The sequence below is a fragment of the Pseudoalteromonas sp. CO342X genome (assembly GCF_004208915.1).
Classification (GTDB): Bacteria; Pseudomonadota; Gammaproteobacteria; order Enterobacterales; family Alteromonadaceae; genus Pseudoalteromonas; species Pseudoalteromonas maricaloris.
The window spans coordinates 246,637-273,591 of record NZ_SGPH01000010.1 but is presented as its reverse complement, the minus strand read 5'-3'; the positions used below and the strand labels follow the sequence as shown (position 1 = coordinate 273,591).

The 26,955-nt window shown below is 43.8% G+C and carries 30 protein-coding genes and 1 riboswitch; of the genes, 7 read left to right on the top strand and 23 right to left on the bottom strand.

Features of this window, described 5'->3' with window-relative positions:
- The first annotated feature begins 301 nt into the window (after positions 1 to 301).
- Positions 302 to 493, top strand: a complete 192-nt coding sequence (locus tag EXT47_RS03235; protein WP_010372168.1) for a DUF3545 family protein — start codon at positions 302 to 304, stop codon at positions 491 to 493.
- Positions 494 to 689: 196 nt separating this feature from the next.
- On the opposite strand, the gene ung is transcribed toward EXT47_RS03235, so the two are convergent.
- The 21 genes from ung to EXT47_RS03130 all read right to left on the bottom strand — a co-directional run bounded on the left by ung (position 690) and on the right by EXT47_RS03130 (position 19,287).
- Entirely contained in the window at positions 690 to 1,358 is a 669-nt protein-coding gene (gene ung / locus EXT47_RS03230) for a uracil-DNA glycosylase (RefSeq protein ID WP_039493728.1), read from the bottom strand.
- Complete coding sequence (locus tag EXT47_RS03225; protein ID WP_130125872.1) at positions 1,355 to 2,206, bottom strand: cobalamin-binding protein; 852 nt, start codon at positions 2,204 to 2,206, stop codon at positions 1,355 to 1,357. The genes ung and EXT47_RS03225 overlap by 4 nt, the downstream gene beginning before the upstream one ends.
- The gene (gene cobO / locus EXT47_RS03220) at positions 2,206 to 2,802 is read right to left on the bottom strand and encodes a cob(I)yrinic acid a,c-diamide adenosyltransferase (protein ID WP_017216387.1); all 597 of its coding nucleotides are present in this window, start codon (positions 2,800 to 2,802) and stop codon (positions 2,206 to 2,208) included. The genes EXT47_RS03225 and cobO overlap by 1 nt, the downstream gene beginning before the upstream one ends.
- A 1-nt stretch (position 2,803) precedes the next feature.
- Positions 2,804 to 4,276: a cobyric acid synthase gene (locus tag EXT47_RS03215; protein ID WP_039493733.1), complete on the bottom strand. Its 1,473-nt coding sequence runs from the start codon at positions 4,274 to 4,276 to the stop codon at positions 2,804 to 2,806.
- Entirely contained in the window at positions 4,273 to 4,812 is a 540-nt protein-coding gene (gene cobU / locus EXT47_RS03210) for a bifunctional adenosylcobinamide kinase/adenosylcobinamide-phosphate guanylyltransferase (RefSeq protein WP_010606107.1), read from the bottom strand. Before cobU ends, EXT47_RS03215 begins: the two co-directional genes overlap by 4 nt.
- Positions 4,812 to 5,594: an adenosylcobinamide-GDP ribazoletransferase gene (locus EXT47_RS03205; RefSeq protein ID WP_039493735.1), complete on the bottom strand. Its 783-nt coding sequence runs from the start codon at positions 5,592 to 5,594 to the stop codon at positions 4,812 to 4,814. The genes cobU and EXT47_RS03205 overlap by 1 nt, the downstream gene beginning before the upstream one ends.
- A complete protein-coding gene (gene cobT, locus EXT47_RS03200; protein ID WP_130125871.1) occupies positions 5,594 to 6,649 on the bottom strand; it encodes a nicotinate-nucleotide--dimethylbenzimidazole phosphoribosyltransferase in 1,056 nt (351 codons plus the stop codon). Before cobT ends, EXT47_RS03205 begins: the two co-directional genes overlap by 1 nt.
- Positions 6,642 to 7,667 carry an iron ABC transporter permease gene (locus EXT47_RS03195; protein ID WP_045987679.1) on the bottom strand — a complete coding sequence of 342 codons (1,026 nt, stop codon included), beginning with the start codon at positions 7,665 to 7,667 and terminating at the stop codon, positions 6,642 to 6,644. Before EXT47_RS03195 ends, cobT begins: the two co-directional genes overlap by 8 nt.
- Entirely contained in the window at positions 7,664 to 8,461 is a 798-nt protein-coding gene (locus EXT47_RS03190) for an ABC transporter ATP-binding protein (RefSeq protein WP_039493740.1), read from the bottom strand. Before EXT47_RS03190 ends, EXT47_RS03195 begins: the two co-directional genes overlap by 4 nt.
- Positions 8,462 to 8,530: 69 nt before the next feature.
- Positions 8,531 to 8,676, bottom strand: a riboswitch (cobalamin riboswitch).
- Positions 8,677 to 9,276 (bottom strand): histidine phosphatase family protein, encoded by a 600-nt coding sequence (locus tag EXT47_RS03185; protein ID WP_130125870.1) that lies wholly within the window; start codon positions 9,274 to 9,276, stop codon positions 8,677 to 8,679.
- Positions 9,277 to 9,356: 80 nt separating this feature from the next.
- Positions 9,357 to 9,569 (bottom strand): (Na+)-NQR maturation NqrM, encoded by a 213-nt coding sequence (nqrM, locus tag EXT47_RS03180; protein ID WP_010372193.1) that lies wholly within the window; start codon positions 9,567 to 9,569, stop codon positions 9,357 to 9,359.
- 100 nt (positions 9,570 to 9,669) lie between these two features.
- The gene (locus EXT47_RS03175) at positions 9,670 to 10,701 is read right to left on the bottom strand and encodes an FAD:protein FMN transferase (RefSeq protein ID WP_130125869.1); all 1,032 of its coding nucleotides are present in this window, start codon (positions 10,699 to 10,701) and stop codon (positions 9,670 to 9,672) included.
- A gap of 108 nt (positions 10,702 to 10,809) precedes the next feature.
- A complete protein-coding gene (gene nqrF / locus EXT47_RS03170) occupies positions 10,810 to 12,036 on the bottom strand; it encodes an NADH:ubiquinone reductase (Na(+)-transporting) subunit F (RefSeq protein WP_045987683.1) in 1,227 nt (408 codons plus the stop codon).
- A 20-nt stretch (positions 12,037 to 12,056) separates the two neighbouring features.
- Positions 12,057 to 12,665, bottom strand: a complete 609-nt coding sequence (nqrE, locus tag EXT47_RS03165; protein ID WP_045987684.1) for an NADH:ubiquinone reductase (Na(+)-transporting) subunit E — start codon at positions 12,663 to 12,665, stop codon at positions 12,057 to 12,059.
- A 10-nt stretch (positions 12,666 to 12,675) separates the two neighbouring features.
- The gene (locus EXT47_RS03160; RefSeq protein WP_010606099.1) at positions 12,676 to 13,308 is read right to left on the bottom strand and encodes an NADH:ubiquinone reductase (Na(+)-transporting) subunit D; all 633 of its coding nucleotides are present in this window, start codon (positions 13,306 to 13,308) and stop codon (positions 12,676 to 12,678) included.
- Entirely contained in the window at positions 13,308 to 14,057 is a 750-nt protein-coding gene (locus EXT47_RS03155; protein ID WP_010606098.1) for a Na(+)-translocating NADH-quinone reductase subunit C, read from the bottom strand. The genes EXT47_RS03160 and EXT47_RS03155 overlap by 1 nt, the downstream gene beginning before the upstream one ends.
- On the bottom strand, positions 14,047 to 15,249 hold the full coding sequence (locus EXT47_RS03150; protein WP_010606097.1) for an NADH:ubiquinone reductase (Na(+)-transporting) subunit B: 1,203 nt from the start codon (positions 15,247 to 15,249) through the stop codon (positions 14,047 to 14,049). Before EXT47_RS03150 ends, EXT47_RS03155 begins: the two co-directional genes overlap by 11 nt.
- A 2-nt stretch (positions 15,250 to 15,251) precedes the next feature.
- On the bottom strand, positions 15,252 to 16,595 hold the full coding sequence (locus EXT47_RS03145) for a Na(+)-translocating NADH-quinone reductase subunit A (protein WP_010372207.1): 1,344 nt from the start codon (positions 16,593 to 16,595) through the stop codon (positions 15,252 to 15,254).
- Between the two features lie 442 nt (positions 16,596 to 17,037).
- Positions 17,038 to 18,228, bottom strand: a complete 1,191-nt coding sequence (gene fabV / locus EXT47_RS03140) for an enoyl-ACP reductase FabV (protein ID WP_017216398.1) — start codon at positions 18,226 to 18,228, stop codon at positions 17,038 to 17,040.
- Between the two features lie 105 nt (positions 18,229 to 18,333).
- A complete protein-coding gene (locus EXT47_RS03135; RefSeq protein ID WP_039493750.1) occupies positions 18,334 to 18,648 on the bottom strand; it encodes a BolA family transcriptional regulator in 315 nt (104 codons plus the stop codon).
- Between the two features lie 45 nt (positions 18,649 to 18,693).
- The gene (locus EXT47_RS03130) at positions 18,694 to 19,287 is read right to left on the bottom strand and encodes an alpha-ketoglutarate-dependent dioxygenase AlkB (RefSeq protein ID WP_130125868.1); all 594 of its coding nucleotides are present in this window, start codon (positions 19,285 to 19,287) and stop codon (positions 18,694 to 18,696) included.
- A 38-nt stretch (positions 19,288 to 19,325) separates the two neighbouring features.
- Between EXT47_RS03130 and EXT47_RS03125 the strand changes: the two genes are divergently transcribed.
- Genes EXT47_RS03125 through EXT47_RS03110 form a run of 4 tightly spaced genes read left to right on the top strand, consistent with a single transcriptional unit; the run spans position 19,326 to position 23,030 of the window.
- Positions 19,326 to 20,456, top strand: a complete 1,131-nt coding sequence (locus EXT47_RS03125; protein WP_130125867.1) for a methyltransferase — start codon at positions 19,326 to 19,328, stop codon at positions 20,454 to 20,456.
- Positions 20,457 to 20,460: 4 nt separating this feature from the next.
- On the top strand, positions 20,461 to 21,018 hold the full coding sequence (locus EXT47_RS03120) for a YajG family lipoprotein (RefSeq protein WP_130125866.1): 558 nt from the start codon (positions 20,461 to 20,463) through the stop codon (positions 21,016 to 21,018).
- Positions 21,018 to 21,635, top strand: coding sequence for a peptidylprolyl isomerase (locus EXT47_RS03115; RefSeq protein ID WP_010606092.1), 618 nt, complete (start codon positions 21,018 to 21,020; stop codon positions 21,633 to 21,635). Before EXT47_RS03120 ends, EXT47_RS03115 begins: the two co-directional genes overlap by 1 nt.
- Positions 21,636 to 21,644: 9 nt before the next feature.
- Positions 21,645 to 23,030, top strand: coding sequence for an MFS transporter (locus EXT47_RS03110; RefSeq protein WP_130125865.1), 1,386 nt, complete (start codon positions 21,645 to 21,647; stop codon positions 23,028 to 23,030).
- A 44-nt stretch (positions 23,031 to 23,074) separates the two neighbouring features.
- Here the strand turns inward: EXT47_RS03110 and EXT47_RS03105 are convergent, their stop codons facing one another.
- Positions 23,075 to 23,317 carry a helix-turn-helix transcriptional regulator gene (locus EXT47_RS03105; protein ID WP_017216404.1) on the bottom strand — a complete coding sequence of 81 codons (243 nt, stop codon included), beginning with the start codon at positions 23,315 to 23,317 and terminating at the stop codon, positions 23,075 to 23,077.
- A 737-nt stretch (positions 23,318 to 24,054) separates the two neighbouring features.
- A complete protein-coding gene (gene erpA, locus EXT47_RS03100; protein ID WP_010372235.1) occupies positions 24,055 to 24,393 on the bottom strand; it encodes an iron-sulfur cluster insertion protein ErpA in 339 nt (112 codons plus the stop codon).
- Positions 24,394 to 24,720: 327 nt separating this feature from the next.
- On the opposite strand from erpA, the gene EXT47_RS03095 reads away from it, so the two are divergent.
- Entirely contained in the window at positions 24,721 to 26,403 is a 1,683-nt protein-coding gene (locus EXT47_RS03095; RefSeq protein ID WP_039493756.1) for a chloride channel protein, read from the top strand.
- 20 nt (positions 26,404 to 26,423) lie between these two features.
- Positions 26,424 to 26,858: a CopD family protein gene (locus EXT47_RS03090; protein WP_039493757.1), complete on the top strand. Its 435-nt coding sequence runs from the start codon at positions 26,424 to 26,426 to the stop codon at positions 26,856 to 26,858.
- Positions 26,859 to 26,955 lie beyond the last annotated feature (97 nt).

The following is a 26,955-nucleotide window of genomic DNA, read 5'->3' as shown; positions in this document are numbered from 1 at the left end:
TTCATCAAACTGTCACTTGGTTTTAACCCAAAAGACACAATTGTGTTTTATTTTTATCCCGTCTGTGGTATATCAATATCACTTGAAGTGAAAATTGATGCCGCTACTTTCTGGTTTTGGTACAAAAAGCAAGCAACGCGGGGTTGTTTGTAGCGTACTTTAGCTATCAGACTTTTATCGGTTCCTCATATTGAGGTTTGCCAAATAGTATGAAGAGATCAACGGTGTCATTGCAGTTGTAGTGCTAACAACAGCCAAAGCAAATGCCACTTTAGGTTGTTTTTATCAATAGGAGATTTTCATGGATACCCTAGACGAGTTATTAGAATTATTAGAAAGTCCGGATACTAGGAAAAAAACTTCATCTAAGGGCAAAAAAAGAAAATGGCGTGAAATTGAAGCGCTAAAAGATAAACAGCGACTACGCAAAGAACTACAGGAATTGGATATTTTCGCAGACAGTGTTGATTTAGACGAATTTGATTTTAACTAAAAAGAGCGCCCTTCACGGCGCTCTTTTTTGTTGTTATACCAATTCGCTTAATTAAGTGGTCTATTTTGAGGCGAGAAAATCTTGTCGATAACAAGGCAAAAATTTTGCTATTTAGTTGTTCTAAATAATAAATTTTTAACGCAGTTAGCGTCAGATTTACTCCTTCAAATTGCGCAAGTATTAAGACTAATTGGTATTATAGCTCGGCCAATCGCCAGTCGATTGGCTGCTTACCCATTTGGGTAAGCAGCTGATTAGTTTTGCTGAAATGGCCACTACCAAAAAAGCCGCGATGTGCTGAGAGCGGCGAAGGGTGTGGTGCGTGTAAAACATGGTGACGGTTTGTGTCTATGCTCTTACCCTTTTTCTGGGCGTGTGAGCCCCAGAGTAAGAAAATCACACCTTCGCTGTGGGCATTCAGCCTTTCAATCACTACATCTGTAAAGCGCTCCCAGCCCAAATGCTTATGTGAATGGGCTTGGCCTTGTTCTACCGTCAACACCGTATTTAACAGTAGTACGCCCTGTTTAGCCCAGTCAATTAGGTAGCCGTGATTAGGTATGCGAAAGCCGTCAATATCCTGCACCAACTCTTTATACATATTATTTAACGACGGCGGCGGCTTAATCCCTGGCAACACAGAGAAACATAGACCATGTGCTTGATTGGGTCCGTGGTAGGGATCTTGCCCTAAAATCACCACTTTAACCTGATCGAAAGGCGTGACTTTGAACGCGTCAAATACCTGTTCATGGGGCGGAAACACATTTATACCTTGAGCACGACGCTCTGCCACGTAATCCATGGTTTGTTTAAAGTAATCTTGTTGTTTTTCCTGACCTAACACGTCACTCCACGTTGTCATTCTTCACCTTTTTTCATCATATTATAATGGCTTCGAGAAACGTCGAGTTTACCACATAAATCCGATATTCCCTCGAGCATACGATAGCTATAACGATGGAGCAGATCGGCATCTACCGAAATAGTTTGTTGGTACTTTACCGCAGGGATCGACGGCCATTGCTGCCATGCAATTGCTTTAACTTCTTGTTTGGTCTTTTCTTCAGGGATCACTATCACTTGTGGTGATTTCAACAGAACATTCTCAATGCTAATTTGCGGATAGTCCGTGGTGGCGTCGGCAAAAACATTTTTCACATTACACACAGTAAATACTTGCTGTAACCAACTTTCGCCTCCCACGGTCATCAGCGGAGATGGCCACAATTGATAAAATACAGCTAAGCTAGCGCTTTGCTTATACTGAGCTTTTAGCTCATTTAAGCGTTTAGCAAATAAATCCGCCTGTTGCTGAGCTTGGGCTCCAAAGCCAGTAATTTTACCTAGGCGTAGCAACTCCTCGGGTAGTTTATCTAGATATTTCGCTTCACTATAAATCACGTCAACACCAAAGCTTTCGAGCTTTTCAAGCATAGGAACGTGACTTGCATTTTTCCACGCAATGATAAGATCAGGCTTAAGTGCCAAAATTTTCTCAACCGAAATACCTTGATAGTCACCAACTTGAGGCAGTTGCTTGGCTGATTCTGGATAATCGGCATAGGCGACCGTGCCTACAATCCGCTCCCCAGCTCCTATTGCATAAAGATTTTCGACAATATGAGGCGCAAGCGCGATGATCCGCTCTGCGGGCTTAGCACTAACGCTAAAGGCAAAACCTAGAACAATAAATAAGGCGAATTTTAGCATCAGTAGTCAAACCCTTTTTGCGCCTTAATGCCGGCCTCAAACGCATGCTTCACATTACGCACTTCGCTCACGGTATCTGCAAGCTCAGTCAGACGTCGATGTGCACCGCGCCCAGTTACAATCACCGACTGCATGGTAGGACGGCTTTCTAGTGCCGTTATGACTTCGTCCAAATCTAGATAGTCATAGCTCAACATATACGTAATTTCGTCGAGCAATACCAAGTCGATGCTTTCATCTTGTAGCCATACTTTTGCTTGTTGCCACGTCGCCTGCGCGGCGGCAGTGTCGGTTTCACGGTTTTGCGTTTCCCATGTGAAGCCCGTTTTCATGACCGCAAATGGCACGCCGACTTTTTCGAGCAAATTGCGTTCACCGCAATCCCAGGTTCCTTTAATAAACTGTACAACCGCAGCGTTCATACCATGACCGACACAACGCGCAACGGTGCCGAAACCAGATGTTGACTTGCCTTTACCGTTACCTGTGATCACTTGCAAAATGCCCTGCTCTTGCTGCGCCGCGGCAATTTTTTCATCGACTTGTTGTTTTACTTTTTGCTGTCGTTGCTGATGTTTATCTTGTTGTTCGCTCATGTTATTCCTCAATTATTTTCATCAATTTTTGCCAATCTAAATGTGCTTCACAGCTATCGGCAAGACGCGTAATTTGCTGCTCTCTGTGCTTCGCCAAATCAATCGCGGCAGTGCCCGCTTGATTACTACCAGCCCAAGACAAGATAGCCTGTGTGGCGGCGACCGTATCAAATAAACCATGTAAATAGGTGGCTGCAATTTGATTATCTCGAGAGATAAAACCATCTTTCACACTGTTATTTGGATGTGTGTTAAATCGCAAGAATGGCACCTCTAGTGCCGCTCCAGAAGAAACCCCTGCATGGATCTCGTAACCATAAATTTCAGCACTTTGCTCATTCAATTGGCAAATGCCAGATACTTGCGTCAGTACTTTTTGCTCTGAAAGTGTAGTCTCAAAGTCAGCCAGACCAAGCCCAGCGACTTCACCGAGAGTTGATTCCACCGCATTTGGATCTCTGATGAACTTACCTAACATTTGCAAACCGCCACACACACCTAGTACCTTACCACCGTACCTCAGGTGCCGTTTGATTTCTTCTGCCCAACCCTGTTTGCGTAAGAAGGTTAAATCGCTCAACACATTTTTGCTACCAGGCAGAATGATTAAGTCACAAGGACCGATAGATTCTTGATAGCGCACATAAAGCAAATCCACTTCAGGGTTTAAGCGCAAGGTGTCAAAGTCGGTGTGATTGCTAATATGAGGAAATAGTAAAACCCTGACGCTTAACGATCCCCGTTCACAGATATTGTCCACCGTCACCGCATCTTCTGCATCAAGCGCTAAGCCATGCAAATAGGGCAATACCCCAAATACAGGCTTACCCGTTTTTTGCTCGAGCCAGTCAAGTCCTGATTGCAATAACGCAATATCACCACGGAAGCGATTGATCACAAATCCTTTAACCAAGCTTTGTTCATAGTCACTTAATAGCGCAAGTGTGCCAACCAAGTGTGCGAACACCCCGCCTTTGTCGATATCAGCGATAATGATCACGGGGCATGCAACTTCACAGGCAAACCCCATATTGGCTATGTCATTTTCACGCAGATTGATCTCAGCAGGGCTCCCCGCCCCTTCCACTATACACAGCTCAAATTGTTCGCTGAGGCGTTGATGTGAGGAAAGTACAGCCTCCAGCGCTACCTTTTTGTAATCATGATAAGCGGCTGCTTCCATATTGCTAATGGCTTTGCCGTGAATGATCACTTGTGCGCCAGTGTCAGAGTTTGGCTTAAGCAAAATAGGATTAAAGTCTGTGGATAGTGGGACTTTTGCGGCCTCGGCTTGGAGTGCTTGCGCCCGACCAATTTCACCGCCGCACGGTGTGACGGCACTATTTAGTGCCATATTTTGCGGCTTAAAAGGCGCAACCGATAAGCCTTTTCGTTGCAGCACCCGGCAAAGTCCCGCAACCAGTGTACTTTTACCGGCATCCGACGTGGTGCCCTGCACCATTAAGGTTTTCATACGTCTTGACCTTTTAAACATTGTGGCAAGCCTGCAATAACAAAATCGACTCTGTCGGCCACTTTAGCAATGTCTTGATGGAGCCAACCAGACTCATCAACAAACTCACGGCTTAGCTCGCCAAGCGGAATTATCCCATGTCCCACTTCGTTACTCACCAAAATAACAGTTGCAGCACAGCTTTCTAGTGCCGCCAGCACATGTTCTTTTTTGTCTATGGTCGCGGCCTTACCCATTTCGCATAAGCCAAAACTCAGCCATAAGGTCAAACAATCGATAAGTAACAGCGCATCTTCGCGTGCAGTAGCAATAAGCTTATCAATATGCCACGGCTCTTCTACTAGCTGCCAGCGGCTATCGCGCTGCATCTGGTGAGCAAACACTCGGCTTTTCATTTCTTCATCTTGAGCTTTTGCAGTTGCAACATAGTAAAGTTCGTTCACCGCACCTTGCTCTAACAATAGAATAGCGCGCTGCTCTGCCAAGCGACTCTTTCCTGAGCGAGCACCGCCCAGTATTAACTGTATTTGTGCCATTAGAGATGACCCACAATAAAAAGCAAAATAACAAGCTCAGCAAGTTGCTGCGCAGCCCCTAAACAGTCTCCGGTGTAACCACCAAGCTGCGCGTTAAACCATTTAATGCACACAAGTCTTAACACAAATAAGCAAGTACACAGCATCAGCAAGTCGAACAGTGAAAGCGCAAGCCATGGCCAACAGAAAATTAAAACTGCGATGGTAGTAAGCGTAAGGCGAGTTGACGCAGCACTTGATAGATATTTCGCTACAGGCTTAACTTTGCTCAGCTCATCAGCTTGTACATAGTTAAGTGCACCGATTAAAGACACCGCAAAGGCACGGCTTAGGCTATGGGCTAAAATAAATGCAGCGAGTGTCACTGCAAAGTCATTAAAGAGCATGGTCAAAAGCGAAAACTTGGCCATTAACAGTAATATCAGCGCACAACTACCGTATGTACCAAGGCGGCTATCTTTCATGATCTCAAGCTTTTGTTCACGACTCCAGCCACCGCCAAAACCATCAAAAACATCGGCAAGACCGTCTTCATGGAAAGCGCCGGTAAGTAAAATACTCGCAGCCAGTGCAACGACGGCGCCGAACATTGGCGACACACCTCCACTGGCAACATAGCCAAGCATGGCCGAGAAGCTACCAACAAATAAACCAACCAAAGCAAAGTAACCACTCACTTCGTTAAGTTCATCAGATGAAGGGGCAGGTTCCAAACGAATTGGCACCCGCGTTAAAAACACCACGGCAAGCTTAAACAGTCGCCACTCTTGTTGCCACTGCATTATGCGTCTACCACTTGCGTAACATGGGCATCGGCAAAGCTTGCCATTTCGCAAAAAAAGCCTAGCGCAGCTTGTAATAATGGAAGCGCTAGAGCGGCGCCCGTTCCCTCACCCAAGCGCATATCTAAATGTAGTAATGGCTCAGCGTTTAACTGCTCTAACATTAACTTATGACCTTGCTCCATAGAGCCGTGAGCAAACACCATATATTGCTTACTATGCGGTGCTATTCTACTTGCCAACATAGCCGCTGCGGTGGAGATGAAGCCATCCACTATAATCACTTTTTGTGCACGTGCAACCGCCAGCATAGCACCAACCATTTGCACAATTTCAAAGCCACCCAAGCGCTGCAAAATTTGTTCTGGCGTCGCAAGCTTATCTTGATGATATTCTAGAGCCTGTTTGATAAGTGCCCGTTTTTTGCAAAGCGTTTCATCGTCAATGCCTGTACCGCGCCCCACACACAATTCCACACTCGCCCCGCTGAGCGCCGCTAAAATTGCAGCTGCAGAACTGGTATTGCCAATCCCCATTTCACCAAAAGCAATCACGTTGCTACCCGCTTCAATAGCGGACATCACCACTTGCTCTCCATATTCAAGTCCTTGCTTGAGCTGCATTTCGCTCATCGCGGGTTGTTTATGGAAGGCATGAGTAATATCGCCAAGTCGCTGCGAGCGCAAATTCGGCGCAGGCTCGCATGGCACTAACGTGCCACAGTCTACTACGGTTAACTGCCAACCAAGTTGTCGACAAAAGACGTTGATCGCGGCCCCCCCCTGCACAAAGTTTGCAACCATTTGCCCAGTCACTTCGCTTGGCGCAATAGAAACCCCTTGGCTTGCAATACCATGGTCGCCCGCAAAAACAAACATTGCAGGGCGTGTTATTGCTAACTGCTCTATGTCTAATTGCGTCTGCCCTTGTGAGAAGATCTGTACTAACTGCGCAGCCAAGACTTCAAGCTTACCAAGCGCACCTAGCGGTTTGGTTTTTAAATCAATACGCTGTTGAATAAGCGTGTTTAAGCGAGTATCTGACGGTTTAACCATGGGTAACTCCGACGCCTCCAGAGCGGCGATTTTTGAAAATAAGCAATGCCAAGAAGAACACGCTGCCAATGGCGGCAGTGATCACACCCACAGGAAGTTCCTGATTATCGATAAGCGTGCGCGACAATACATCCACCCATAGCATCAAAAGCGAACCGCAAAGCGCGGTGGCCACAAGCCCAATGACCTTTGCTTGCGAGATAAAAAAGCGCACGATATGCGGGATCATCAAGCCTACAAATCCGACTCCGCCGCACGCAGCCACAAGTACTGCGGTGAGTAAGGAGCTCAATAACAACATACCTATTCGCACTCGTCCTACATTCACGCCAAGCGTGGTGGCACTCTCATCTCCGAGCAACAAGGCGTTGAGTGGCCGACGCATCACTAAAAGCGTGATAAAACTCAGTAGCACGACCAAACATGGAAGCCATAGCCATTGCCAGCTCGCCCTTGCAAACGAGCCTAGATTCCAAAACAAGATTGCACTGATGGCTTGAGGATCACTCCAATAAAGCAACAAGCTGGTAAAGGCACTGAACAGAAAAGAAAGTGCAACGCCCGCCAAGAGCATAGTTTCCACCTGCTGCAGCGCATTGCGATTTGCCACAAATAAAAGTAGCAAGATAGACAGCAAACTTCCGACAAATGCAGCCCCAGACATCATTAGGCTAGACTGTGCACCAAATAGCGCGATAAGCACCACCACACCGAATGAAGCACCTGAAGAAATACCAAATAAATAAGGATCAGCTAGCGGGTTACGCGTAACGGTTTGTAAAATAAGACCTGCTATCGCCAGTCCTGCTCCCGCGCTCATCGCCAGTAACGTCCGTGGCAGACGAAGCTCAACTACCACCCGTTGTTGAAGTACGTTGGGATCGAAATTAATAATCGCTTGTATAACCGTATGCCAAGATAAATCAATCGCACCGATCTTAAGTGCCATCAACATGCTAAAACAGCACAAGCTCAATAGCAGTATCGATATCAATGCGATCCGCTTTGCGGCAATCATAACTGATATCCGTAATGAAAGCGTATATGCGGGATTTCACTATTATTTGGCGGATGACGGACAGTAGAAACCTCTGCGCATACCCCAAAAACTTGGCTTAATAGGCTTTCGGTAATGACTTCAAGTGGCGACCCATCTGCAACAAGCTCACCGTTATTTAATACTAATAAGCGGTCGCACAAGGCGCTAGCCAAATTTAAGTCGTGAAAAGACGCAATGATAGTAACACCAAGCTGTTTGGCCAGCTCCATAATTTGGATTTGATATTTAATGTCCAAATGGCTGGTGGGCTCATCCATTATCAATACTTGAGGCGCTTGCACCATGGCACGTGCGATCATTGCTCTTTGCTTCTCCCCACCAGACAAGGAGCTAAAACATTGCTCCAATTTATGGCTCAATCCAACTTGCTCAATGGCATGTAAGATTGCCTGTTTTTCAGCGGCCGTCGTTGTCGCGAGCAGTGATTTGTTCGGTGTTAGCCCCATCAATACCATATCAAATAATGGCAGAGTAAACTCAGCGGGGATCTCTTGTAGCACTACAGCAACATGTCTCGCGTAGGCTTTACGTCCATAACTAACTAGCGGCTTACCATTGAAAAGTAGCGCCCCAGAACTTGGTGCTGTGTATTGATATAAAGTGCGCAGCAAAGTCGACTTTCCAGCACCATTCGGTCCGAGCAAACCAATAAATTCACCCGAATTAATAGCAAAGCTGAGTGCCTTTAAGATGGCTTTACCACCAAGCTGCACGCTAAGTTTATCGACTTGAAACTGTGGAGTGACTGCCATAGCACCTCTGATTGGGCACGGCAAAGTAGTAGCTTATAGACAAGCGACAACTTTGACTTAAGTCTGCCCGCTTAAGTATATGGATAGGCCTTGGTATCTGACTTATGCAAGAGACAAGGCTCATACACTTACAGTTGCGGGGACAGTTGAGGACTCACACCTCATTCCCAATATCTGCCTATCACGAAATTTGCAACATTATGAAGTCTAGACGTCTAAAATACAACTTTTGGCCAAGCAGTTTGGCAGCTGTCGTAAAACACCTCAACTTTTACTATACCCGCATAAGGAATATCTATCTTCGATTGGTATGCAGTAAGCTCAGGCGATAGGTCAAGAATAAGTGCTACAAGCGCTTTTATTACTCCAGCATGCGCTACGACGGCGGTACACTCTTCACTTGGCGATTCCAAAATGCTGTGCCACCATGTGGCAACCCGATGATGAAAATCATACATAGACTCGCACTCAGGAGGCGTGTGCAGCCAAGGGTTTTGCCAAAAATCGCCAATACTTGGAGATTGGGTTTCTCGCCAAAGCGTATCATAGGACTGTCCATCCCATAATCCAAAATCAAATTCGGCGAGATTTGGCTCCACCTCAACGGGGAGTTGATACTGCTTTGCAAAGGCTGTAGCTGTATTCAGACAGCGCTGCCTTGGAGAGCTAATAATACGCTGCAGGCCACTTAGGCTCGTTAACGATTGCAGCAATTGCTGAACACCAGTACTACTGAGTTCGGGATCTGTCACTCCAAGTAAATGGCCTGATAGGGTCGTTTCACCATGACGAACAAAATATAGCTGCCGCTGCATTTTTACTTAACCTGAGGTTTATTACCCAAAAAGCAAAAACGCAAGCTAAGCTTGCGTTTTCAATTAATATCATTCTACGGTTACAGGATCTGGTTTTCTTTCCACATCTCTTCTTTTGCTAACCGCTTTTTGCGTTTGTCGCATGGATCGTCGCAATCACAAATTTTGTCAATGCCCATTGAGCCCAAACCACCACAGCTACTTGCCATGGATTTCTTTTGTACGATAACGCCTACTGCCATCGCAACAGCGATAAGCATAAGTAAACCGAAAGTAAGGAGGAATAAAGACATTATCTAGCCCCTTTTATTGCTACATTGAATTGAGTGACGACGCGCAAATTATACGCTTTCATGGCGTCACTCACAATTAAATTATGGGGTGTTGTGCAGCTTAATTCAAGTACGGCTGAAAAGCTTCACTCGCGTAACTCTTGATCCCTTCAGGACTTTTATACATCAAATACACGGGGAGTTGATGCTCGGTGGCATATGCCTTTGCACGCTCCGTGCCCATCACAGTCAATGCTGTTGCTAGGCCATCAGCTGTCATCGCAGATGGATGTAGTACCGTTACCGATACCAGCTCATGTTTAACTGGGCGACCCGTTGTTGGGTCAATAAGGTGTGTAAAGGTTTCACCGTCCATTTCATAAAAAATACGGTAGTCACCTGAAGTTGCAATGCCATTTTTGCCAGGCTCTATCACGCGGTGAATTTGGCGTTGACCAACAGGCGCATCGGGTTTCTCGATAGCAATACGCCACTCACCATCCGGTTTCTTGCCAGAAACGCGAAGCTCGCCACCGATTTCAACCATATAGTCATGAATATCATGACTCTCAATCACCTCAGCGACCTTATCTATGCCATAACCTTTAGCGGTTGCAGAGAATGATAATTCAAGCCCCGCAACTGTTTTCGCAAGACCACGCTCATTTAAAATAAGCTTATCAACACCGATACGAGTGCGCATATCGTCTAACTCTGCCTGTGACGGACGCATTGTTGGCCTTTTGTCAGGACCAAACCCCCACAAGTCGATAAGCGGTCCCATCGTAACATCAAGCGTTTTGGTCGACTTTCCAAGGCGGATAGATTCAGCAACTACCAAGCGAAAGTCTTCACTGATAGGCATAACGGTATTTGCGGCTAAACGATTGAACTGATTAATCTCAGAGTCTGGGATATAGGTGGACATAGATTGATTAACAACCTTTAATGCTTGCTCAACCTCATCGTGCAACTGCGCTTGTTCGAGCGGCTTTTCACCGGGGAATACCTTGATGTTGTAAGTCGTGCCCATGGTTTTACCAGTCAGCACGATTTCCTTGGCTTCAGGTTTTGCGTCTTGGCACCCTGTTAAAAAAACGAATAAAAACGAAATAATAAAAAATCTAGATAAAAAAGCGTAACTTGCTTGCATCAGAATTCCCTGAGTTTAGTACCAACGGGTATAAAAAAGCCCTCGAGCAAAGCATTTTGCTGGAGGGCTTATATTCTAACTTAAGTTCATTGTTAGACCGAAACCTAATTAACCACCGAAGTCATCAAGTAGGATGTTTTCGTCTTCAACACCTAAGTCTTTAAGCATGTTAATAACTGCCGCGTTCATCATTGGAGGACCACACATGTAGAACTCACAATCTTCTGGCGCTTCATGGTCTTTAAGATAGTTTTCAAAAAGTACGTTATGAATGAAGCCCGTGTAACCTTCCCAGTTATCCTCTGGTTGAGGATCTGAAAGGGCAACATGCCATTGGAAGTTATCATTTTCTTCAGCTAGACCGTCAAAGTCTTCCACGTAGAACATTTCACGCTTAGAACGTGCACCGTACCAGAAAGACATCTTACGCTTAGAGTTAAGACGCTTAAGCTGATCGAAGATGTGTGAACGCATTGGCGCCATACCAGCACCACCACCAACAAATACCATTTCTGCATCTGTGTCTTTCGCGAAGAATTCACCGAATGGACCAGAAATAGTAACCTTATCACCTTCTTTAAGTGACCAGATGTATGATGACATCTTACCACAAGGTAATGTTAGGTTATTTGGCGGCGGAGTTGCGATACGTACGTTTAGCATGATGATGCCAAACTCTTCTGGGTAGTTAGCCATTGAGTACGCACGGATCGTTTCGTCGTCAACTTTAGACTCTAGCTTAAAGAAACCAAAACGTTCCCAGTCAGCACGATATTCTTCAGGAATATCATAGTCTGCATATTTAACATGGTGAGCTGGTGCTTCAATCTGAATGTAACCACCGGCACGGAAAGGTACAACTTCACCTTCAGGGATGCCTAGTTTTAGCTCCTTGATGAAAGTTGCTTTGTTATCGTTAGAGATAACTGTACATTCCCACTTTTTAACACCGAAGATTGATTCTTCAACTTCGATTTCCATGTCGTTTTTAACGTTAACCTGACACGCTAGACGACAGCCTTCACGTGCTTCACCTTTAGAGATGTGGTCAAGTTCGGTTGGTAGAATATCACCACCACCCTCTTTAATATGTACGCGACACTGACCACATGAGCCACCGCCACCACATGCAGACGATACGAAAATACCCGCGTTTGCAAGTACACCTAGCAGCTTACCGCCAGCAGGAGTCTTGATCGCTTTTTCAGGATCGCCGTTAATATCAATTGTAACGTCACCGCTTGCTACAAGCTTCGATTTCGCTGCAATGATGATAAGCACTAGCATCACAACGATAGCGATGAACATGCTTACGCCTAATACAATAGTTTCCATCGTATAGTTTCCTCGCTACCTTACAGTGAAATACCAGAGAATGACATGAAGCCAAAGCCCATTAGACCTACAGTAACAAAGGTAATACCTAAGCCACGTAAACCATCAGGAACGTCTGCATACTTCATCTTCTCACGAATACCTGCTAACAATACGATAGCAAGTGCCCAGCCCACACCTGAACCTAGACCATAAACTACAGATTCACCGAAGTTTAAGTTACGCTCAACCATGAATGATACCGCACCGAAAATCGCACAGTTAACTGTGATTAGCGGTAGGAAGATACCTAGTGCGTTATATAGCGCAGGGAAGAACTTATCTAACGTCATTTCTAGAATTTGAACTAGCGCTGCGATTACACCGATAAACGTCAAGAAGCGTAGGAAGCTAAGGTCTACTTCTGCAAAACCTAGCCACTCTAATGCACCCGGCGCTAGCACTGCGTGATAAACTAAGTTGTTCACTGGTACAGAGATACCAAGTACTACAACTACCGCAATACCTAGACCTAGCGACGTTGTTACTTTCTTAGATACCGCCAAGAAAGTACACATACCTAAGAAGAAAGATAAAGCTAAGTTTTCAATGAAAACCGCTTTAACGAATAAACTAATATACTGTTCCATCTCTCTCCCCTTATGCCTTCGCTTCTACTTGCTCTTTCTTCCAAGTACGAAGTACCCAAATGAAAGAACCAACAATAAAGAACGAGCTGAATGGCATAACTAGTAGACCCATAGGCTGATACCAACCACCTTCAGAAATAAGTGGAAGGATTTCAACGCCAAACAATGTACCTGCACCAAATAGTTCACGGATAAAGCCAACTGTTAGAAGTACAACAGAGTAACCTAAGCCGTTACCAATACCGTCAAGGAATGACATTGTTGGTGGCGACTTCATTGCATATGCTTCTGCACGACCCATTACGATACAGTTAGTAATGATAAGGCCGATGAACGTTGATAGTTCTTTTGCTGTTGAGTAAACAACGGCTTGAAGCACTTGGTCTACAACGATTACTAAAGATGCAATAATCGTCATTTGGACAATGATACGCACACTTGAAGGAATGTGATTACGGATCATTGAGATAAATAAACTTGAAAACGCAGTAACCAATGTCAACGCAATTGACATGATAAGTGCATTTTTAAGGCTTGAAGTTACCGCTAGTGCAGAACAGATACCCAACACTTGCAGTGCAATTGGGTTGTTCGCAAAAACAGGACCAAACAAGACTTCCTTCATTTCTTTTGCATTAGCCATTAGTTCAATGCTCCTTTACGTACTTTCGCAAGGAATGGACCAAACGCTTTGTCGCTTGTCCAGAAATCAACTGTGTGATCAACACCGTTAGAAGTAAGTGTTGCACCAGATAGACCATCTACCTTGTGTTCGTTACCGCCAGCACTACCTTTAACTACGTCGATAGGAAGCTCTTTACCATCCCAAAGTGCAGTCCACTTAGGATTTTGGATTTCACCACCAAGACCTGGAGTTTCGCTGTGCTTATAAAAGTTGATTGACTTAATCGTCTCACCATCAGCTTCTAGCGCAAGGAAGCCATACATCACACCCCAAAGGCCGTAACCTTGGATTGGTAGAATGATAGTAGACACTTTACCTTGGTCATCTTTTGCGAAATAAACTGGAGAGTTATTCGTGATACGTTGAATACCCGCTTTGTCTTCTGCTTTTGAAAGTTTGTAACTACGTTTGGCATCAAACTTAGTCGCTTCAAAGTCAAAAGATTCCGCTTTAACGTCTTCTACAAACTCACCTGTTTTAAGACTAACTACACGTGATTCGATATTTTGGTTAAAAACTTCAGACACGTTTTTAACTTTATCGTAGCCAGCAACGGCTAAAATGTTACGTTGAATATCTTCGTTTTTGTTTGCTTGCTGCATAGGGCGAAGCTGAACCGAAGCAAAAGATACTACGATTGCACACACTAAACATAAGCCAACAACTACGCCGAGCGTTTTGCCCATTGATTCATTCTTAGTTGACACGTGCCAATCTCCTCTTCACATTAGACTGCACTACGAAGTGGTCGAATAGTGGAGCAAAAAGGTTAGCGAATAGGATTGCCAACATCATGCCCTCTGGATATGCCGGGTTAACAACGCGGATAAGCACAACCATTACACCGATTAGCGCACCGTATAACCACTTACCTTTGTCTGTGAAAGACGCAGATACAGGGTCTGTTGCCATAAAGAACATACCAAATGCGAAACCACCAAGTACTAAGTGCCAATGCCAAGGCATTGCAAACGCAGCATTAGTTTCAGAACCGATTGCATTTAGAACAAATGACATCACAACCATACCGATGAATGTGCCCAGTACAATGCGCCATGATGCAATACGAACATAAATGAGGAACAAACCACCCAATAAAATAGCTAAGGTCGACGTTTCACCAACAGAACCTTGGATAAAGCCATAAAACGCATTAAACCAAAGGTCCATATTGCTGTAATCTAAAGCGCCTGCGCTAGCTTGACCTAGATAAGTTGCACCAGAGAATGAGTCAACAGCAGTCCACACTGTGTCACCAGAGATATCAGCTGGGTATGCGAAGAATAAGAACGCACGACCTGCAAGCGCTGGGTTTAAGAAGTTACGACCTGTACCACCGAAGATCTCTTTCGCAACAACTACACCGAACGTAATACCTAAAGCAGCTTGCCATAACGGAATTGTCGCAGGCAGGATAAGCGCAAATAGAACCGAGGTTACAAAGAAGCCTTCGTTTACTTCGTGCTTACGAACTGACGCGAATAACACTTCCCAGAAGCCACCAACCGCAAACACGGTTGCATAGATAGGCAAGAAGAAGCACGCACCGTAGAACGTTTTGGCGCCCCACCCGGCATCAGCGGTTAATTCACCACCAAGTGCTTGGAAGATAGCTACCTGCCAAGTATTAGCAAGCTCAAAACCGTTACCTAGTGCAAGCGCAGCTTGGTGACCGATGTTGAACATACCAAAGAACATTGCAGGGAACGTCGCCATCCACACTAAAATCATAATACGTTTTAGGTCGATGTTATCGCGAACGTGCGTTGCACCTTTGTTTACATAACCTGGAGTATAGAAGATAGTTGCTACGGCTTCGTAAAGCGCGTACCACTTCTCGTGTTTACCACCAGGTTCAAAGTGAGGTTCAATGTCTTCTAAAAATTTCTTTAAGGCCATTTTTAACCTTCCTTCTCGATAGTAGTCAGGCAATCGCGCAGGATTGAACCGTACTCATATTTGCCCGGACATACGTATGTACATAGTGCTAAATCTTCTTCATCTAGCTCTAGTGCACCCAACGAAATCGCAGAATCTAGATCACGTGAAATAAGATCACGTAATAATAGCGTTGGCAAAATATCGAGTGGCATAACACGCTCATAGTTACCGATTGGTACCATCGCACGCTTAGAACCACCAGTAGACGTTGTCATCTTGAACAAACGGCTAGGTGTTAAGTGTGAAATGAATGTACGTGTTACTGAGAATTTGTCACTACCCGGAGCGATCCAGCCAAATAGCTCTTTCTCGCGACCTTCAAGTAAAACTGATACTTGAGTATGGTAACGACCAAGGTAAGCGTGAGGGCCAGTTGCTGTTTTACCAGCTAACACAGAGCCAGAAATGACTCGGTTATCACCGTCTTCAAGCTCGCCTGCAACTAAATCTGTTAGCGACGCACCGACATGAGTTTTTACTAAGCGAGGGTTCTTAACTCGAGGACCTGCTAGAGCAATAACTCTGTCTGAGTAGATTTCACCTGTCAGGAACAACTTACCAAACGCGATGACATCTTGGTAACCAATGTGCCAAACTTGCTTGTTTGTACCTACAGAATCTAGGAAGTGAATGTGAGTACCCACGTTACCTGCTGGGTGCACACCTGCAAACTCATGAACTTCTACTTGTGAGATAGAAGAACTAGGTACGTTAGCACCCGCTTTCTTACACACAAATACTTTGCCTTCAGTCAAACGAGATACAACCGCTAGACCCGCTTCAAACGCTTCCACGTTTTCTGCGATGATAACAGCAGGATCTGCTGCTAACGGATTAGTATCTGTTGCTGTCACAAAGATTGAGCTAGGTGTTGCACTCGGCACAGCGACACGGCTGAATGGACGTGCACGAAGCGCTGGCCATTGACCAGACTCGATTAGCACTTCCTTCACTTTTTCAGAGTCTAAGTTGCTTAAATCAGCAGCTGAAAACTTCTCGAAAGTGATTTGCTCGTCGCCTTGAACTTCGATCACAACGGATTGAAGTACACGCTTAGCACCACGGTTAATTTCTTTAACTACACCAGAAGCTGGCGCAGTAAACTTGACGCCTGGGTTCTTTTTATCTTCAAAAAGAACTTGGCCTTTTTTGACTTGGTCATCCACACGAATATGCATGGTAGGACGCATACCGATGAATTCTTCACCTAGCACAGCTACTCGTTTGACAGCAGAACCATCATGAATAACTTGCTGAGGTGCGCCCTCTATTGGTAAGTCCAGACCTTTTTTTATGTTGATCATACGCACTTGCATTACATTAACGGAAAGAAACTGAAAATATCTTTAGTCACCACAGCGCCACCTCGTTTGTACTAAGTATTAGGTATAAAGAGCAGAAAGTTATGAGTCCGGATAGGGTTCCCAAACAAGCCCCTTTAAAATACCCCTCAACGCGCACAAAAAAGCAGCGTCGTGATAAAAGTCCTCACATATTTCTCTGATTTTAACATTAATCGTACTGAGTATGCGAGTGGAATTATGAAATTAATACGACTTTAACGTGGATTTAGATTAGTTGAAAAATCCATCACTGGAAGGAGTATAGACCAAAGTTGCATAGATAAAATTTTTCTTACCCTAATCTACAAAATAAGTAAAAATTCACGGTCAAACAAAAACGGGCAAAGTACCAAGTAGCACTTTGCCCGCAAAATCAAAAACAGTGAGATCAAAAACCGTGAAATTAAACGAGGTGACTAATTTCTACCGTTGCATCCACATCAGCTTCGTAATCTACGCCGTCAACTCCGAAGCCGAATAGCTTCAAGAATTCGTTGTGATAACCAACATAATCCGTCAATTCATCAATTGTATCAGTATCAACAGTATCCCAAATAGTTTGCACACGAGCTTGAACGCCGTCTTCTAGTTCCTTATAGTTTTGGAACAAGTGACCGCCATCATCAAAGCGTGGCGATTGACCATATAGATTTTCAGTAAACAATCCATGAATTTGCTCGATTGTCCCTTCATATGTGCCATCACCTTTCATCACTTTAAATAGTGCAGAGATATAAAGAGGCATAATTGGAATAGCAGAGCTTGCCTGCGTCACTACTGCATTCAGTGAAGACACATAAGCTTCGCCATTAATATCAGCAGTGGTTTCGCGAATTGCCAGCGTCGCACGGTCCAAGTCTTCTTTTGCTTTACCAATCGTTGCGTGACCGTATATTGGCCAAGTCAACTCTTTACCGATATAAGTGTATGCCGTTGTTTTGAAACCATCAGCCAGTACATCTGCTTGCTTAAGCGCATCAATCCAAAGTTCCCAGTCTTCACCACCCATCACTTTAACCGTATTGGCGATTTCGTCTTCGTTAGCAGCTTCAACTGTCATTTCATCAATAACGCGTTTAGAAGTATTTAGGTTTTTAGTTGTGATAGCTGAGCCAATTGGCTTAAGTGTTGAAGAATAAACTTCATCAGATTTAGGGTCTTTACGACGAGGAGACGCAAGGCTATATACCACTAAATCTACTTTACCCAGTTCAGCTTTGATAGTGTCGATGGTTTTTTGCTTCAACTCATCAGAAAACGCATCGCCATTGATATTTTTAGACCACAAACCCGCTTCTTCTGCAGCTTGCTGGAAAGCAGCCGTATTATACCAACCCGCTGATGCTGTTTTCTTCTCTGAGCCTTCTTTTTCAAAGAAGATACCTAGCGTTTTCGCACCGGCACCAAATGCAGCCGTGATACGCGATGCCAAGCCATAACCTGTCGATGCACCAATTACTAATACATTCTTGGGACCATTTTCGATTTGGCCTTGTTGTTTTACGTATTCAATCTGTTCTTGAACGTGTGCAGCACAGCCTACCGGATGCGCATTCGTACAAATAAATCCGCGAATTTTTGGTTTGATGACCATAAGAGATCCTATCCATTGATTTGATACAAAATAAAAGTGAGATTGGTCTCACTTTATTAAAATTACTGCGTAGTGTACTGGCAGATATGTAAAACACACATCTGATCAGCTATCGAACTTAGAACCACCCAAGCATTTTGGTGACTCTGGCGTTTGACCTTCTTTGTCTGAAAACTCTTCTGGTGTATAGGCATGAATGGCCAAAGCGTGAATATGGTTTTGTAATTCATCTTTTAGCACTTCATTGATCTTTCGGTGACGTTGCAGCAGCCTCTGGCCGACAAATTGTTCGCTTACAACAATGACTTTAAAGTGAGACTCTTCGCCACGGCTGTGCATATGGCTTTCATTGATAACGTTCAGATGCTTGCACGCAACGGCTTCAGCTATTTTGTCATAAATCTGTGATTGCATTGACATTATACTTTGTCTCCTAGAGCAATTCGTGACGCTACTATACGCCGTTCAGCGCGTATTTCCAACACTTCGAAAGGTGAGATTAATACGCCCCTGAGTCACCTTGGCCTGCTTTGGCAAAGCATGTTGATAGTCGCGCTGACTATCACCTTGCATTACCAATAAGCTACCCGTTTCCAATAAAATGTCGGTTACAGAGAGGCTTACTTTGTGGCGTATTTTAAATTTGCGGGTCGCGCCAAGCGACAGTGAAGCAATTATGGGCGTCAAACCGAGTTCGGGTTCATCATCACTATGCCAGCCCATACTGTCTTGACCATTACGATAATAATTGGCCAATACCGCATTAAAAGGAATATTAAATCTGCGTTCTAGCGTTTGTCTGATCCCAAGCAATACCGAAGGCCAAGGAGCATTTTCAAGTCGCTTTCCCGAATAACTGTAATGCACGTCAGGGTCGGCAATAAAGCGTTCGAGTCGAGGTGTTTGATGGGTCTTACCAAATAAGGTGATGGTATTTTGCTGCCACGCAAGGCTATTCAGTAGTGCATTATATAGCGCTAGACTTTTATCGTAGCTAATAGCCTGTGCTTGATAGCTAAAACCGCTCGGCAAGTTCCGTGCTTTGTCTACTGCTCTCATGTTAAACTACCCGCTGCTTTTATTTATAGAACATTCACATGACGACTGATGCAATTCTAGCCGGAAACCCTTTTACGCTACATAGGTTTCCACTCGATCAAAAAAATCGCAGCTTACAAGCTTGGGATTCAGCCGACGAATACCTGTTAGATTATGTCTTTGAACATCACCGCGATGCAAACCGTATTCTCATTCTCAACGATAGTTTTGGCGCATTATGCTGTGCACTTGCTGACAAACACTGTACGGTAGTCACCGACTCTTATGTAAGTACCCTCGCCTATGAGTATAATTTAGAGGCCAACGAACTTGCGGACGCTAAGGTTGACGTACTCACTAGCATGGATGAGCTGCCAAAAGATATCGATCTGATATTAATAAAAATTCCCAAAAATTCAGGGCTATTGCAAGCGCAACTTGCACAGTTAAGTAAATTGACTACAGACATTCCCGTAATTGCGGCTGGCAAAGCAAAAGAAATTCACACCTCAACATTAAAAAGCTTTAGCCACTTTTTGACGGAGCCAACGACTAGCTTAGCGGTAAAAAAATCGCGTTTAGTGTTCAGCAAGACGTCAGCCAAAGCCATTGATAGTAAATTCCCTGTGTCTTGGCCGCTGGAAAAAACCGATTTTATCTTGTCGAATGAAGCAAATGTCTTCTCACGAGACTCTCTTGATATTGGCGCACGTTTTTTTATCAATTACCTTCCTATGGGTAAAAAACCATTGAAGGTCATTGATCTCGGCTGTGGTAATGGTGTCATCGGATTGATGACGCTCGCAAAAATGCCAAATGCCACCGTCACCTTTATCGACGAGTCCGCGATGGCGGTGCATAGCGCGGAGCAAAATATCGTGAATAACCTACCCGAGCGTGTTGCTGATTGTCAGTTCGTTCAAAACGACTGCCTTACGGGTTTTGAAAATTACGGTGCGGATCTGATACTGTGTAACCCGCCATTCCATCAGGCCAACGCAATCACCGATCACATTGCTTGGCAGATGTTTTTACAAGCTAAGGCTGCGCTTCGCCAAGGGGGAGAGTTAAGAGTTATCGGTAACCGCCACTTGGAATACGACGACAAACTCAAGCGGTTGTTCGGTAACAGCAAGACATTAGGCAACAACAAAAAATTCACTGTTTTAAGTGCAATAAAGAGGAGCTAACTTCATGCGTTTTTCATTGCTGATTATTTTGCTAACCTTGATACTCGTGGGCTGTGAAAGCTCACCACGCAGTGTCATTCTTCATCCGGAGTATCAAGGACCTTCGTCAAACGCGCTTGCCGCCAATGTGGCGGTCAAAGTAAACGACCTGCGGACCACAAAATACACCATTCGCGTGAAAAACCAAGAACCCGCACTATACGTACCTGATGCTAATTTACCGGTTAACTTCAATCAGGTATTGACGCAAGCACTCACTGCACATGGCGCGCAAATAACACCGGTTGCAGCAACGCAAGTCACTGTGGATATCAATCGCTTTAAAGCCATTATTGAAGAGTCTTTCTCGACTCACCAAAGTGATGCTGAAGCTGACGTCACCGTACTAATAAAGCAAGGCACTCGCAGTTTCGAAAAACAATATAAAGGTAGTGCTAATTTAAATGGCCCACTAAAACACGACCAAGCCAAAATCGAAGAGCAGCTCAACAATCTAGCTCAACAGGTTGTTACTCGAATCGTTCAAGATCCTGAATTTATTCAATTTGTGAGAGGAAGTTAATGAAAAAAATAATTCTAAGCTTAACCATCCTATTATTAAGTATGAATGTATTTGCCGAAATGAACGGTAAATTCGTACAAAAGAATAATCTATTCCCTCGAGTTCAAATCAATACCAGTAAAGGGCCGATTATTGTCGAACTAGACAGATCGAGAGCGCCTATTACAGTGAATAACTTTTTAACTTACGTTATCAACAAAGACTATAACGGCTCTGTCTTTCATCGAGTTGAGCGTGATGAAGCCAACGAAAAAGACTTTGTTATCCAAGGTGGAGGCTACGACAAAGAGTACGATGGTATGTTTGAGCGCGAAGCTATCTTCAATGAAAGCGGTAATGGTCTGAAAAATGATATGTATACCATTGCCATGGCATACCAAGACAACAAACCACACTCAGGTACCAGACAGTTTTTCTTTAATATGGATGACAACGATCACTTGAACCCAGGTAGAGGCTGGGGTTTTGCCGTGTTCGGGAATGTCTCTGAAGGCTATGAAACACTGGACGCGATTATGAAGGTGGAAACCGGCTACAATGAAAAGCTTGGCTATACCTTTATACCTAAAGAGCCCGTCATTATTCTTTCCGTCGAAGTATTAAAACAGCCAGAGTAATACCCTTTTATGTTGATATCATCTAGCTTTTCGCAATATCTTAGTTATTACAAAGACAAACGTCTTTTAACTGTCTTTGCTTTTGGAATAAGTAGCGGTTTTCCTTGGGTATTGATTGGCTCGGTGATGTCAGCTTGGCTTAAAGATGAGGGGTTAAGCCGTAGCACCATTGGCCTATTTGGCCTAGTATATGGCGCCTATACTATCAACTTTTTGTGGTCCCCACTCGTTGACCGAGTAAAAATCCCCCTGCTGTATAATCGCTTAGGGCAAAGACGAAGCTGGATAGCCAGTTGCCAGTTTATTATTATTGTTGCCACCTTTGCATTAGCCACTATTTCAATTAAAGACCATCTTTCGCATGCTGCATTATTGTGCTTTATTATTGCGTTATTTTCAGCTACCCAAGATATTGCAATAGATGCTTATCGCATCGACATTTTACCAGAAGATGAAAGTGAAAAGGCAACGGCGGCAGCAGCAATGGCGACTTCAGGTTGGTGGTCTGGCTATGCCTTACTTGGTGCAATTCCGTTCTTTATGGCCGATTTACCCGGCTTTAGTTGGCCCATCATCTATCAGATGCTAAGCGTCATCATAGTGTGTTTGTTAGTGGTCACTTTGTTGGCAAAAGAGCCAAAATCTCATCGCGAGCAAGTACAGGCACAGCTACAGAAGAGTTACGAGCAAAAACTTAACCACAGCGCTTCATCAAGTGCTTCTAAAAAGATCTATGCCTGGCTTGCTGTGACTCTGGTTGAGCCCTTTAAGCGATTTTTTGAAAAGAATGGGGTTAAAACGGCATGTGCCCTACTCGCCTTTATTTTCCTATTTAAGATAGGAGAGGCCTTTTTAGCCCGTATGTCCATCGTATTTTATAAAGAAGTGGGTTTTACAAACACCCAAATTGGGCAATATTCAAAGCTTGGTACCGGTGTGATCACTATCATATTTGCTTTTCTTGGCAGTATCTTTAACCATAAATACGGTATCGTGAAGGGCTTATTTATTAGTGGTGTTGCTATGGCAGCATCAAATTTAATGTTTTCTTGGATTGCCATAGCAGGTCCTCAAGAACATCTGTACGCACTAGCAATTGTGGTGGACGGCTTTACCCAAGCTTGGTCACTGGTAGCGATGGTGGCATTTATTTCTATGCTCTGTGATAGAGCATTTAGTGCAACCCACTATGCCTTGCTGGCATCACTTGGCAGTTTAGGCCGTACCGTGCTATCAGGCTATAGTGGTTTTGTGATAGATGATTTGCTTGGAGGTAATTGGGCACTCTTCTTCGCGCTAACTGCGCTTATGGTGCTTCCATCATTATTGTTTTTATATTTTATTCGGCACAAGCTGTATGCTATTGAAAAGGCGTATCATGCTAACAAAAACTAGAGGTGCAGGTCCTTGCACCTTTTACGTTTTTGCTAACTAAACGCTTATTGATCTTCTTTGATTAGCTGTAAGCCTTCATAAGGATCAACTTCTAACGCTTCGCAGTAACGTAAAAACTCAATGACATCCAATCGACGTTCTTGATTCTCAATCTTACCGATGAATGAATGAGGCGTACCTAACACCTGCGCAAGACTACGCATTGTGTGACCTTTCTCGTGGCGCTTTGATTTTAGCCACTTCGTTAGCTTGCCGTTTTCTTCAGAAGAAACCGTTTTACCCATCATAATTAAACATCTCCTACTAGATGAAAGACTAAATTATCTAAATGAAATATGCCCGTCTCATTTAGTTATTATCTAAATATTACAGTTGTAGCTTATCTAGGAACTCTACAATGCAAAATGTTAAGCCTGTATGAACTCAGCATTTTTGCCTTTAGAACTCGCTCAAGCTTACAGTTTACCCCGAATGCGGTACAACTTACCAGCTAGCTGCGATAAGTTATGCCAAACCAGTAACACGTAGACAAAATGTTAACTTGTCCCTATGTACCCAATTAGGTATAGACTAAAACACGAGTAACACCTAATTAATTTTTTACTTTTTCTTAATTCATTAAGGGTTGTAATATCCAGTAACACTTTAACAAATTTTTTAAAAAATGTACCAGTATTTGAAATAAATTATTTTTCTTTAAAAAATAAAAACTTACAGCTAACATTTACTGAGTGGTTAAAAAAGAGGCTATTACTAGATGATTCGATTACTGTTTTTACTGCCAATTCTATTGTGCTTAGGCTGGATTTACTTCCTTCGTTCTAACGGCGTGCCGCTTAAGCAAGGGAAAAAAGGCTTTATCTACATCTTAGTATTTTCATCTTTTGTTTTGGGCTTTTTTGTCTTAATGATGTATTTAACAGGGAGTTTGTGACGAATAAAGCAAATTGAGTTGTGATGGGCAGAAACAAAAAGAGCCATGACAAACGCATGACTCTTTAGTGGAACGTAGTGCGAATAATGTCTAGACGCTGAAACTTGCACCACAGCCACAAGTGGTTGTTGCATTGGGGTTGTTCACAAAGAAACGTGCACCCTCAAGTCCTTCAGTATAATCTACGATTCCGTCTATTAGATACTGAATACTCATTGGATCGACAACCATAGTGACACCGTTTTTTACGATTTCCAAATCACCCGGATTTACTTTTTCATCGAAAGTGAAACCATATTGAAAGCCTGAGCAACCGCCACCCGTTACATACACGCGTAGCTTAAGATTGGCATTCTCTTCTTCTTCAATAAGTTCCTTTACGCGGCTTGCGGCAGCGTCAGAAAACTGAATTGGTAATTGTTCAGACATAGATTTAGACCCCTAATCCTGTAATCTGCAAATTATCTAATACCTGAGTATTTTAATCAAGTATAGCGTTTGTACCAATTATCTTTGATAAATGATCCATTTTTGGAACAAAGAACTCGTTGTTCACCTGTCAAAACGGTTCTATTTATTTTTTGTCATTGAGAGATTTTTAACTCTGCACCTAACCTGCTATTGAATGTATATTGGTATCTATAATGCTTAACCAAAGAAAGTAAGACTATTGCCTCAGTTAAGTTGCGTTAGCACAAGGACTTAGTGTAAAAAATTTGATATTCTTAAACGGTTTACTATTGTGGAATGACGTTCATGTCGTTGGATACATTAAGACGAAGCCTTGCAAAACCTAAAACTTCAGCGCAACTGTGCCTACTTGGTGCCGGTGCTGGCCTGCTTGCGGCGATACTTATCATTGCTTTTCGTCTTACTATTGAATTAATCCAAGGCACATTTCTCGATAAACCTGATGACTTTACCGAGCTTTCTGAGCTACATCGGCTATTTTTGCCTGTGCTTGCTGCGCTACTCATCGCGGTCTTTGCCGCCTTAACCGGGTTTAAGCATTACCGTTTGGGCATTCCATATGTGATCAATCGGATCAAACACCACTACGGTCATATGCCAATTTGGAATTCTGCGAACCAGTTTTTTGGTGGTGCCGTTGCTTTGATCAGTGGCTTTTCTGTTGGTCGAGAAGGACCATCTGTGCACATGGGGGCAACAGCAGCGAGCATTCTATCAGAGCGTTTACATCTACCACTCAATGCTGCGCGAACTTTGGCTGGTTGCGGTGTAGCTGCAGGTATTGCTGCCTCATTTAACACTCCGCTCGCGGCGGTGATATTCGTTATGGAAGTCGTGCTCAGGGAGTATAAAATCCACATTTTCGTGCCCGTGATGTTGGCTTCAGTGATCGGTGCAATGAGCACGCAATATGTGTTTGGTAATAGTTCCGAGCTGGCGCTCATTCATATCACTCCGTTGAGTTTTTGGCATTACCCTTATTTAATTATTTGTGGTGCAGCATTAGGAGCGGTTGCTTTTGCCTTCAATCAAAATCTAATGCTGATCATCAAAACTTTTAAGCCCATCAGCATGTTTCCTCGCCTTTTATTAGCGGGTTTAATTGCGGGATTAATTGGCTACGCCGTACCGGGAGCCATGGGTTCAGGTATGAGCGCTATCACCCAAGCCGTTGAATCTCCACATAACTTACAGCTACTCACCACAATATTGATTGCCAAGCTGATGGCGACTTTATTTGCGATTGGACTTGGTATTCCCGGTGGTATTATTGGTCCAGTGATTGGGCTTGGGGTCATCATGGGCACCTTGATGTCTTTCTTTGCCCAGTTTATTGAACCCAGCGTCGATGTTGCGGGAACTTATGGTGTACTCGGTATGGCAGGCTTACTTGCGGCAACTTTGCACGCCCCGCTTGCTGCACTCACAGCGGTAATGGAGCTGACTTCCAATCCAAAAATAATCGTTCCAGCTATGCTGGTGATCACCACAGCTTACGTTACGGCTTTACAGGCGTTTGGCAACCGCTCTATTTTTATTCAACAACTAGATTTCCAAGGGCTGCCTTACCAAGTATCCCCGGCAAAAGAGGCATTACAGAAAGTAGGGATAGTGGCTGAGATGGATGAGAATTTTAAACTGCTCTATTCCGATGACAAAGAGCAGATAAAGGAAACCCTATCCGCGGTTGATAGCCAAACACCGCTCATTGTTTATGATGAACAAAGCGGCTACCGCTTAGCCGAATACGATTTAAACTTAATCTCCGAGGGCAGCGTATCGGTCTCTTATATCGAGCTACAAGGACTAAGCACACAAGCGACCTTAGCAGACGCCTTTGATGTGCTAAAAGATAAACGTTCAGGCGCGGTATATATATACAATCAAAAGGATGATAAACAAATACTTGGGTTATTGCGATGGGACCAAATTCGTCACATACTCACCACCAGAAACAGTTTACTCTAATCTAAAAAGTGGAATTTATAATGAGCTTATTGCTAACGTATAAAGCCTTACATATCTTTTTTATGATTGCCTGGTTTGCAGGGATTTTTTATCTGCCACGTCTCTTTGTGTACCACGCGATGACTGAAGAAAAATCTTGTAGCTCAATGCTCAAAATCATGGAACGCCGCCTCCTCTATTTTGTAACCCCATTTGCTATTCTCACCGCGGTGTTTGGGGTCTTAACGATTACAGAATATGGACGTGAGTGGTTTAAACACAGTATGTGGCTGCACTACAAACTGACCTTAGTGATTTTACTCTATATGTATCATGGCTATTGCTTTAAATTGCTTGCCGATTTTAAACTTGATCGTAATCGTAAAAGCGACAAGTTCTATCGTTTTTTCAACGAATTTCCCGTACTAATCCTATTAGCCATTGTCTTTCTTGCCGTTTTAAAACCTGCACTGTAACCGTGCATTATTGGGGGTACTTGGGTATAATATGCGCCCAAGTAACCGCCCACAATCTGCGTGTTATCTGGTTGGGTGAGCGACCTTGCAACCCGGT

Coding starts and splice junctions, on each gene's coding strand:
- EXT47_RS03235 (WP_010372168.1), top strand. CDS start 302: ATGGATACCCTAGACGAGTTATTAGAATTATTAGAAAGTCCGGATACT.
- ung (WP_039493728.1), bottom strand. CDS start 1,358: ATGACAACGTGGAGTGACGTGTTAGGTCAGGAAAAACAACAAGATTAC.
- EXT47_RS03225 (WP_130125872.1), bottom strand. CDS start 2,206: ATGCTAAAATTCGCCTTATTTATTGTTCTAGGTTTTGCCTTTAGCGTT.
- cobO (WP_017216387.1), bottom strand. CDS start 2,802: ATGAGCGAACAACAAGATAAACATCAGCAACGACAGCAAAAAGTAAAA.
- EXT47_RS03215 (WP_039493733.1), bottom strand. CDS start 4,276: ATGAAAACCTTAATGGTGCAGGGCACCACGTCGGATGCCGGTAAAAGT.
- cobU (WP_010606107.1), bottom strand. CDS start 4,812: ATGGCACAAATACAGTTAATACTGGGCGGTGCTCGCTCAGGAAAGAGT.
- EXT47_RS03205 (WP_039493735.1), bottom strand. CDS start 5,594: ATGCAGTGGCAACAAGAGTGGCGACTGTTTAAGCTTGCCGTGGTGTTT.
- cobT (WP_130125871.1), bottom strand. CDS start 6,649: ATGGTTAAACCGTCAGATACTCGCTTAAACACGCTTATTCAACAGCGT.
- EXT47_RS03195 (WP_045987679.1), bottom strand. CDS start 7,667: ATGATTGCCGCAAAGCGGATCGCATTGATATCGATACTGCTATTGAGC.
- EXT47_RS03190 (WP_039493740.1), bottom strand. CDS start 8,461: ATGGCAGTCACTCCACAGTTTCAAGTCGATAAACTTAGCGTGCAGCTT.
- EXT47_RS03185 (WP_130125870.1), bottom strand. CDS start 9,276: ATGCAGCGGCAGCTATATTTTGTTCGTCATGGTGAAACGACCCTATCA.
- nqrM (WP_010372193.1), bottom strand. CDS start 9,569: ATGTCTTTATTCCTCCTTACTTTCGGTTTACTTATGCTTATCGCTGTT.
- EXT47_RS03175 (WP_130125869.1), bottom strand. CDS start 10,701: ATGCAAGCAAGTTACGCTTTTTTATCTAGATTTTTTATTATTTCGTTT.
- nqrF (WP_045987683.1), bottom strand. CDS start 12,036: ATGGAAACTATTGTATTAGGCGTAAGCATGTTCATCGCTATCGTTGTG.
- nqrE (WP_045987684.1), bottom strand. CDS start 12,665: ATGGAACAGTATATTAGTTTATTCGTTAAAGCGGTTTTCATTGAAAAC.
- EXT47_RS03160 (WP_010606099.1), bottom strand. CDS start 13,308: ATGGCTAATGCAAAAGAAATGAAGGAAGTCTTGTTTGGTCCTGTTTTT.
- EXT47_RS03150 (WP_010606097.1), bottom strand. CDS start 15,249: ATGGCCTTAAAGAAATTTTTAGAAGACATTGAACCTCACTTTGAACCT.
- EXT47_RS03145 (WP_010372207.1), bottom strand. CDS start 16,595: ATGATCAACATAAAAAAAGGTCTGGACTTACCAATAGAGGGCGCACCT.
- fabV (WP_017216398.1), bottom strand. CDS start 18,228: ATGGTCATCAAACCAAAAATTCGCGGATTTATTTGTACGAATGCGCAT.
- EXT47_RS03135 (WP_039493750.1), bottom strand. CDS start 18,648: ATGTCAATGCAATCACAGATTTATGACAAAATAGCTGAAGCCGTTGCG.
- EXT47_RS03130 (WP_130125868.1), bottom strand. CDS start 19,287: ATGAGAGCAGTAGACAAAGCACGGAACTTGCCGAGCGGTTTTAGCTAT.
- EXT47_RS03125 (WP_130125867.1), top strand. CDS start 19,326: ATGACGACTGATGCAATTCTAGCCGGAAACCCTTTTACGCTACATAGG.
- EXT47_RS03120 (WP_130125866.1), top strand. CDS start 20,461: ATGCGTTTTTCATTGCTGATTATTTTGCTAACCTTGATACTCGTGGGC.
- EXT47_RS03115 (WP_010606092.1), top strand. CDS start 21,018: ATGAAAAAAATAATTCTAAGCTTAACCATCCTATTATTAAGTATGAAT.
- EXT47_RS03110 (WP_130125865.1), top strand. CDS start 21,645: ATGTTGATATCATCTAGCTTTTCGCAATATCTTAGTTATTACAAAGAC.
- EXT47_RS03105 (WP_017216404.1), bottom strand. CDS start 23,317: ATGATGGGTAAAACGGTTTCTTCTGAAGAAAACGGCAAGCTAACGAAG.
- erpA (WP_010372235.1), bottom strand. CDS start 24,393: ATGTCTGAACAATTACCAATTCAGTTTTCTGACGCTGCCGCAAGCCGC.
- EXT47_RS03095 (WP_039493756.1), top strand. CDS start 24,721: ATGTCGTTGGATACATTAAGACGAAGCCTTGCAAAACCTAAAACTTCA.
- EXT47_RS03090 (WP_039493757.1), top strand. CDS start 26,424: ATGAGCTTATTGCTAACGTATAAAGCCTTACATATCTTTTTTATGATT.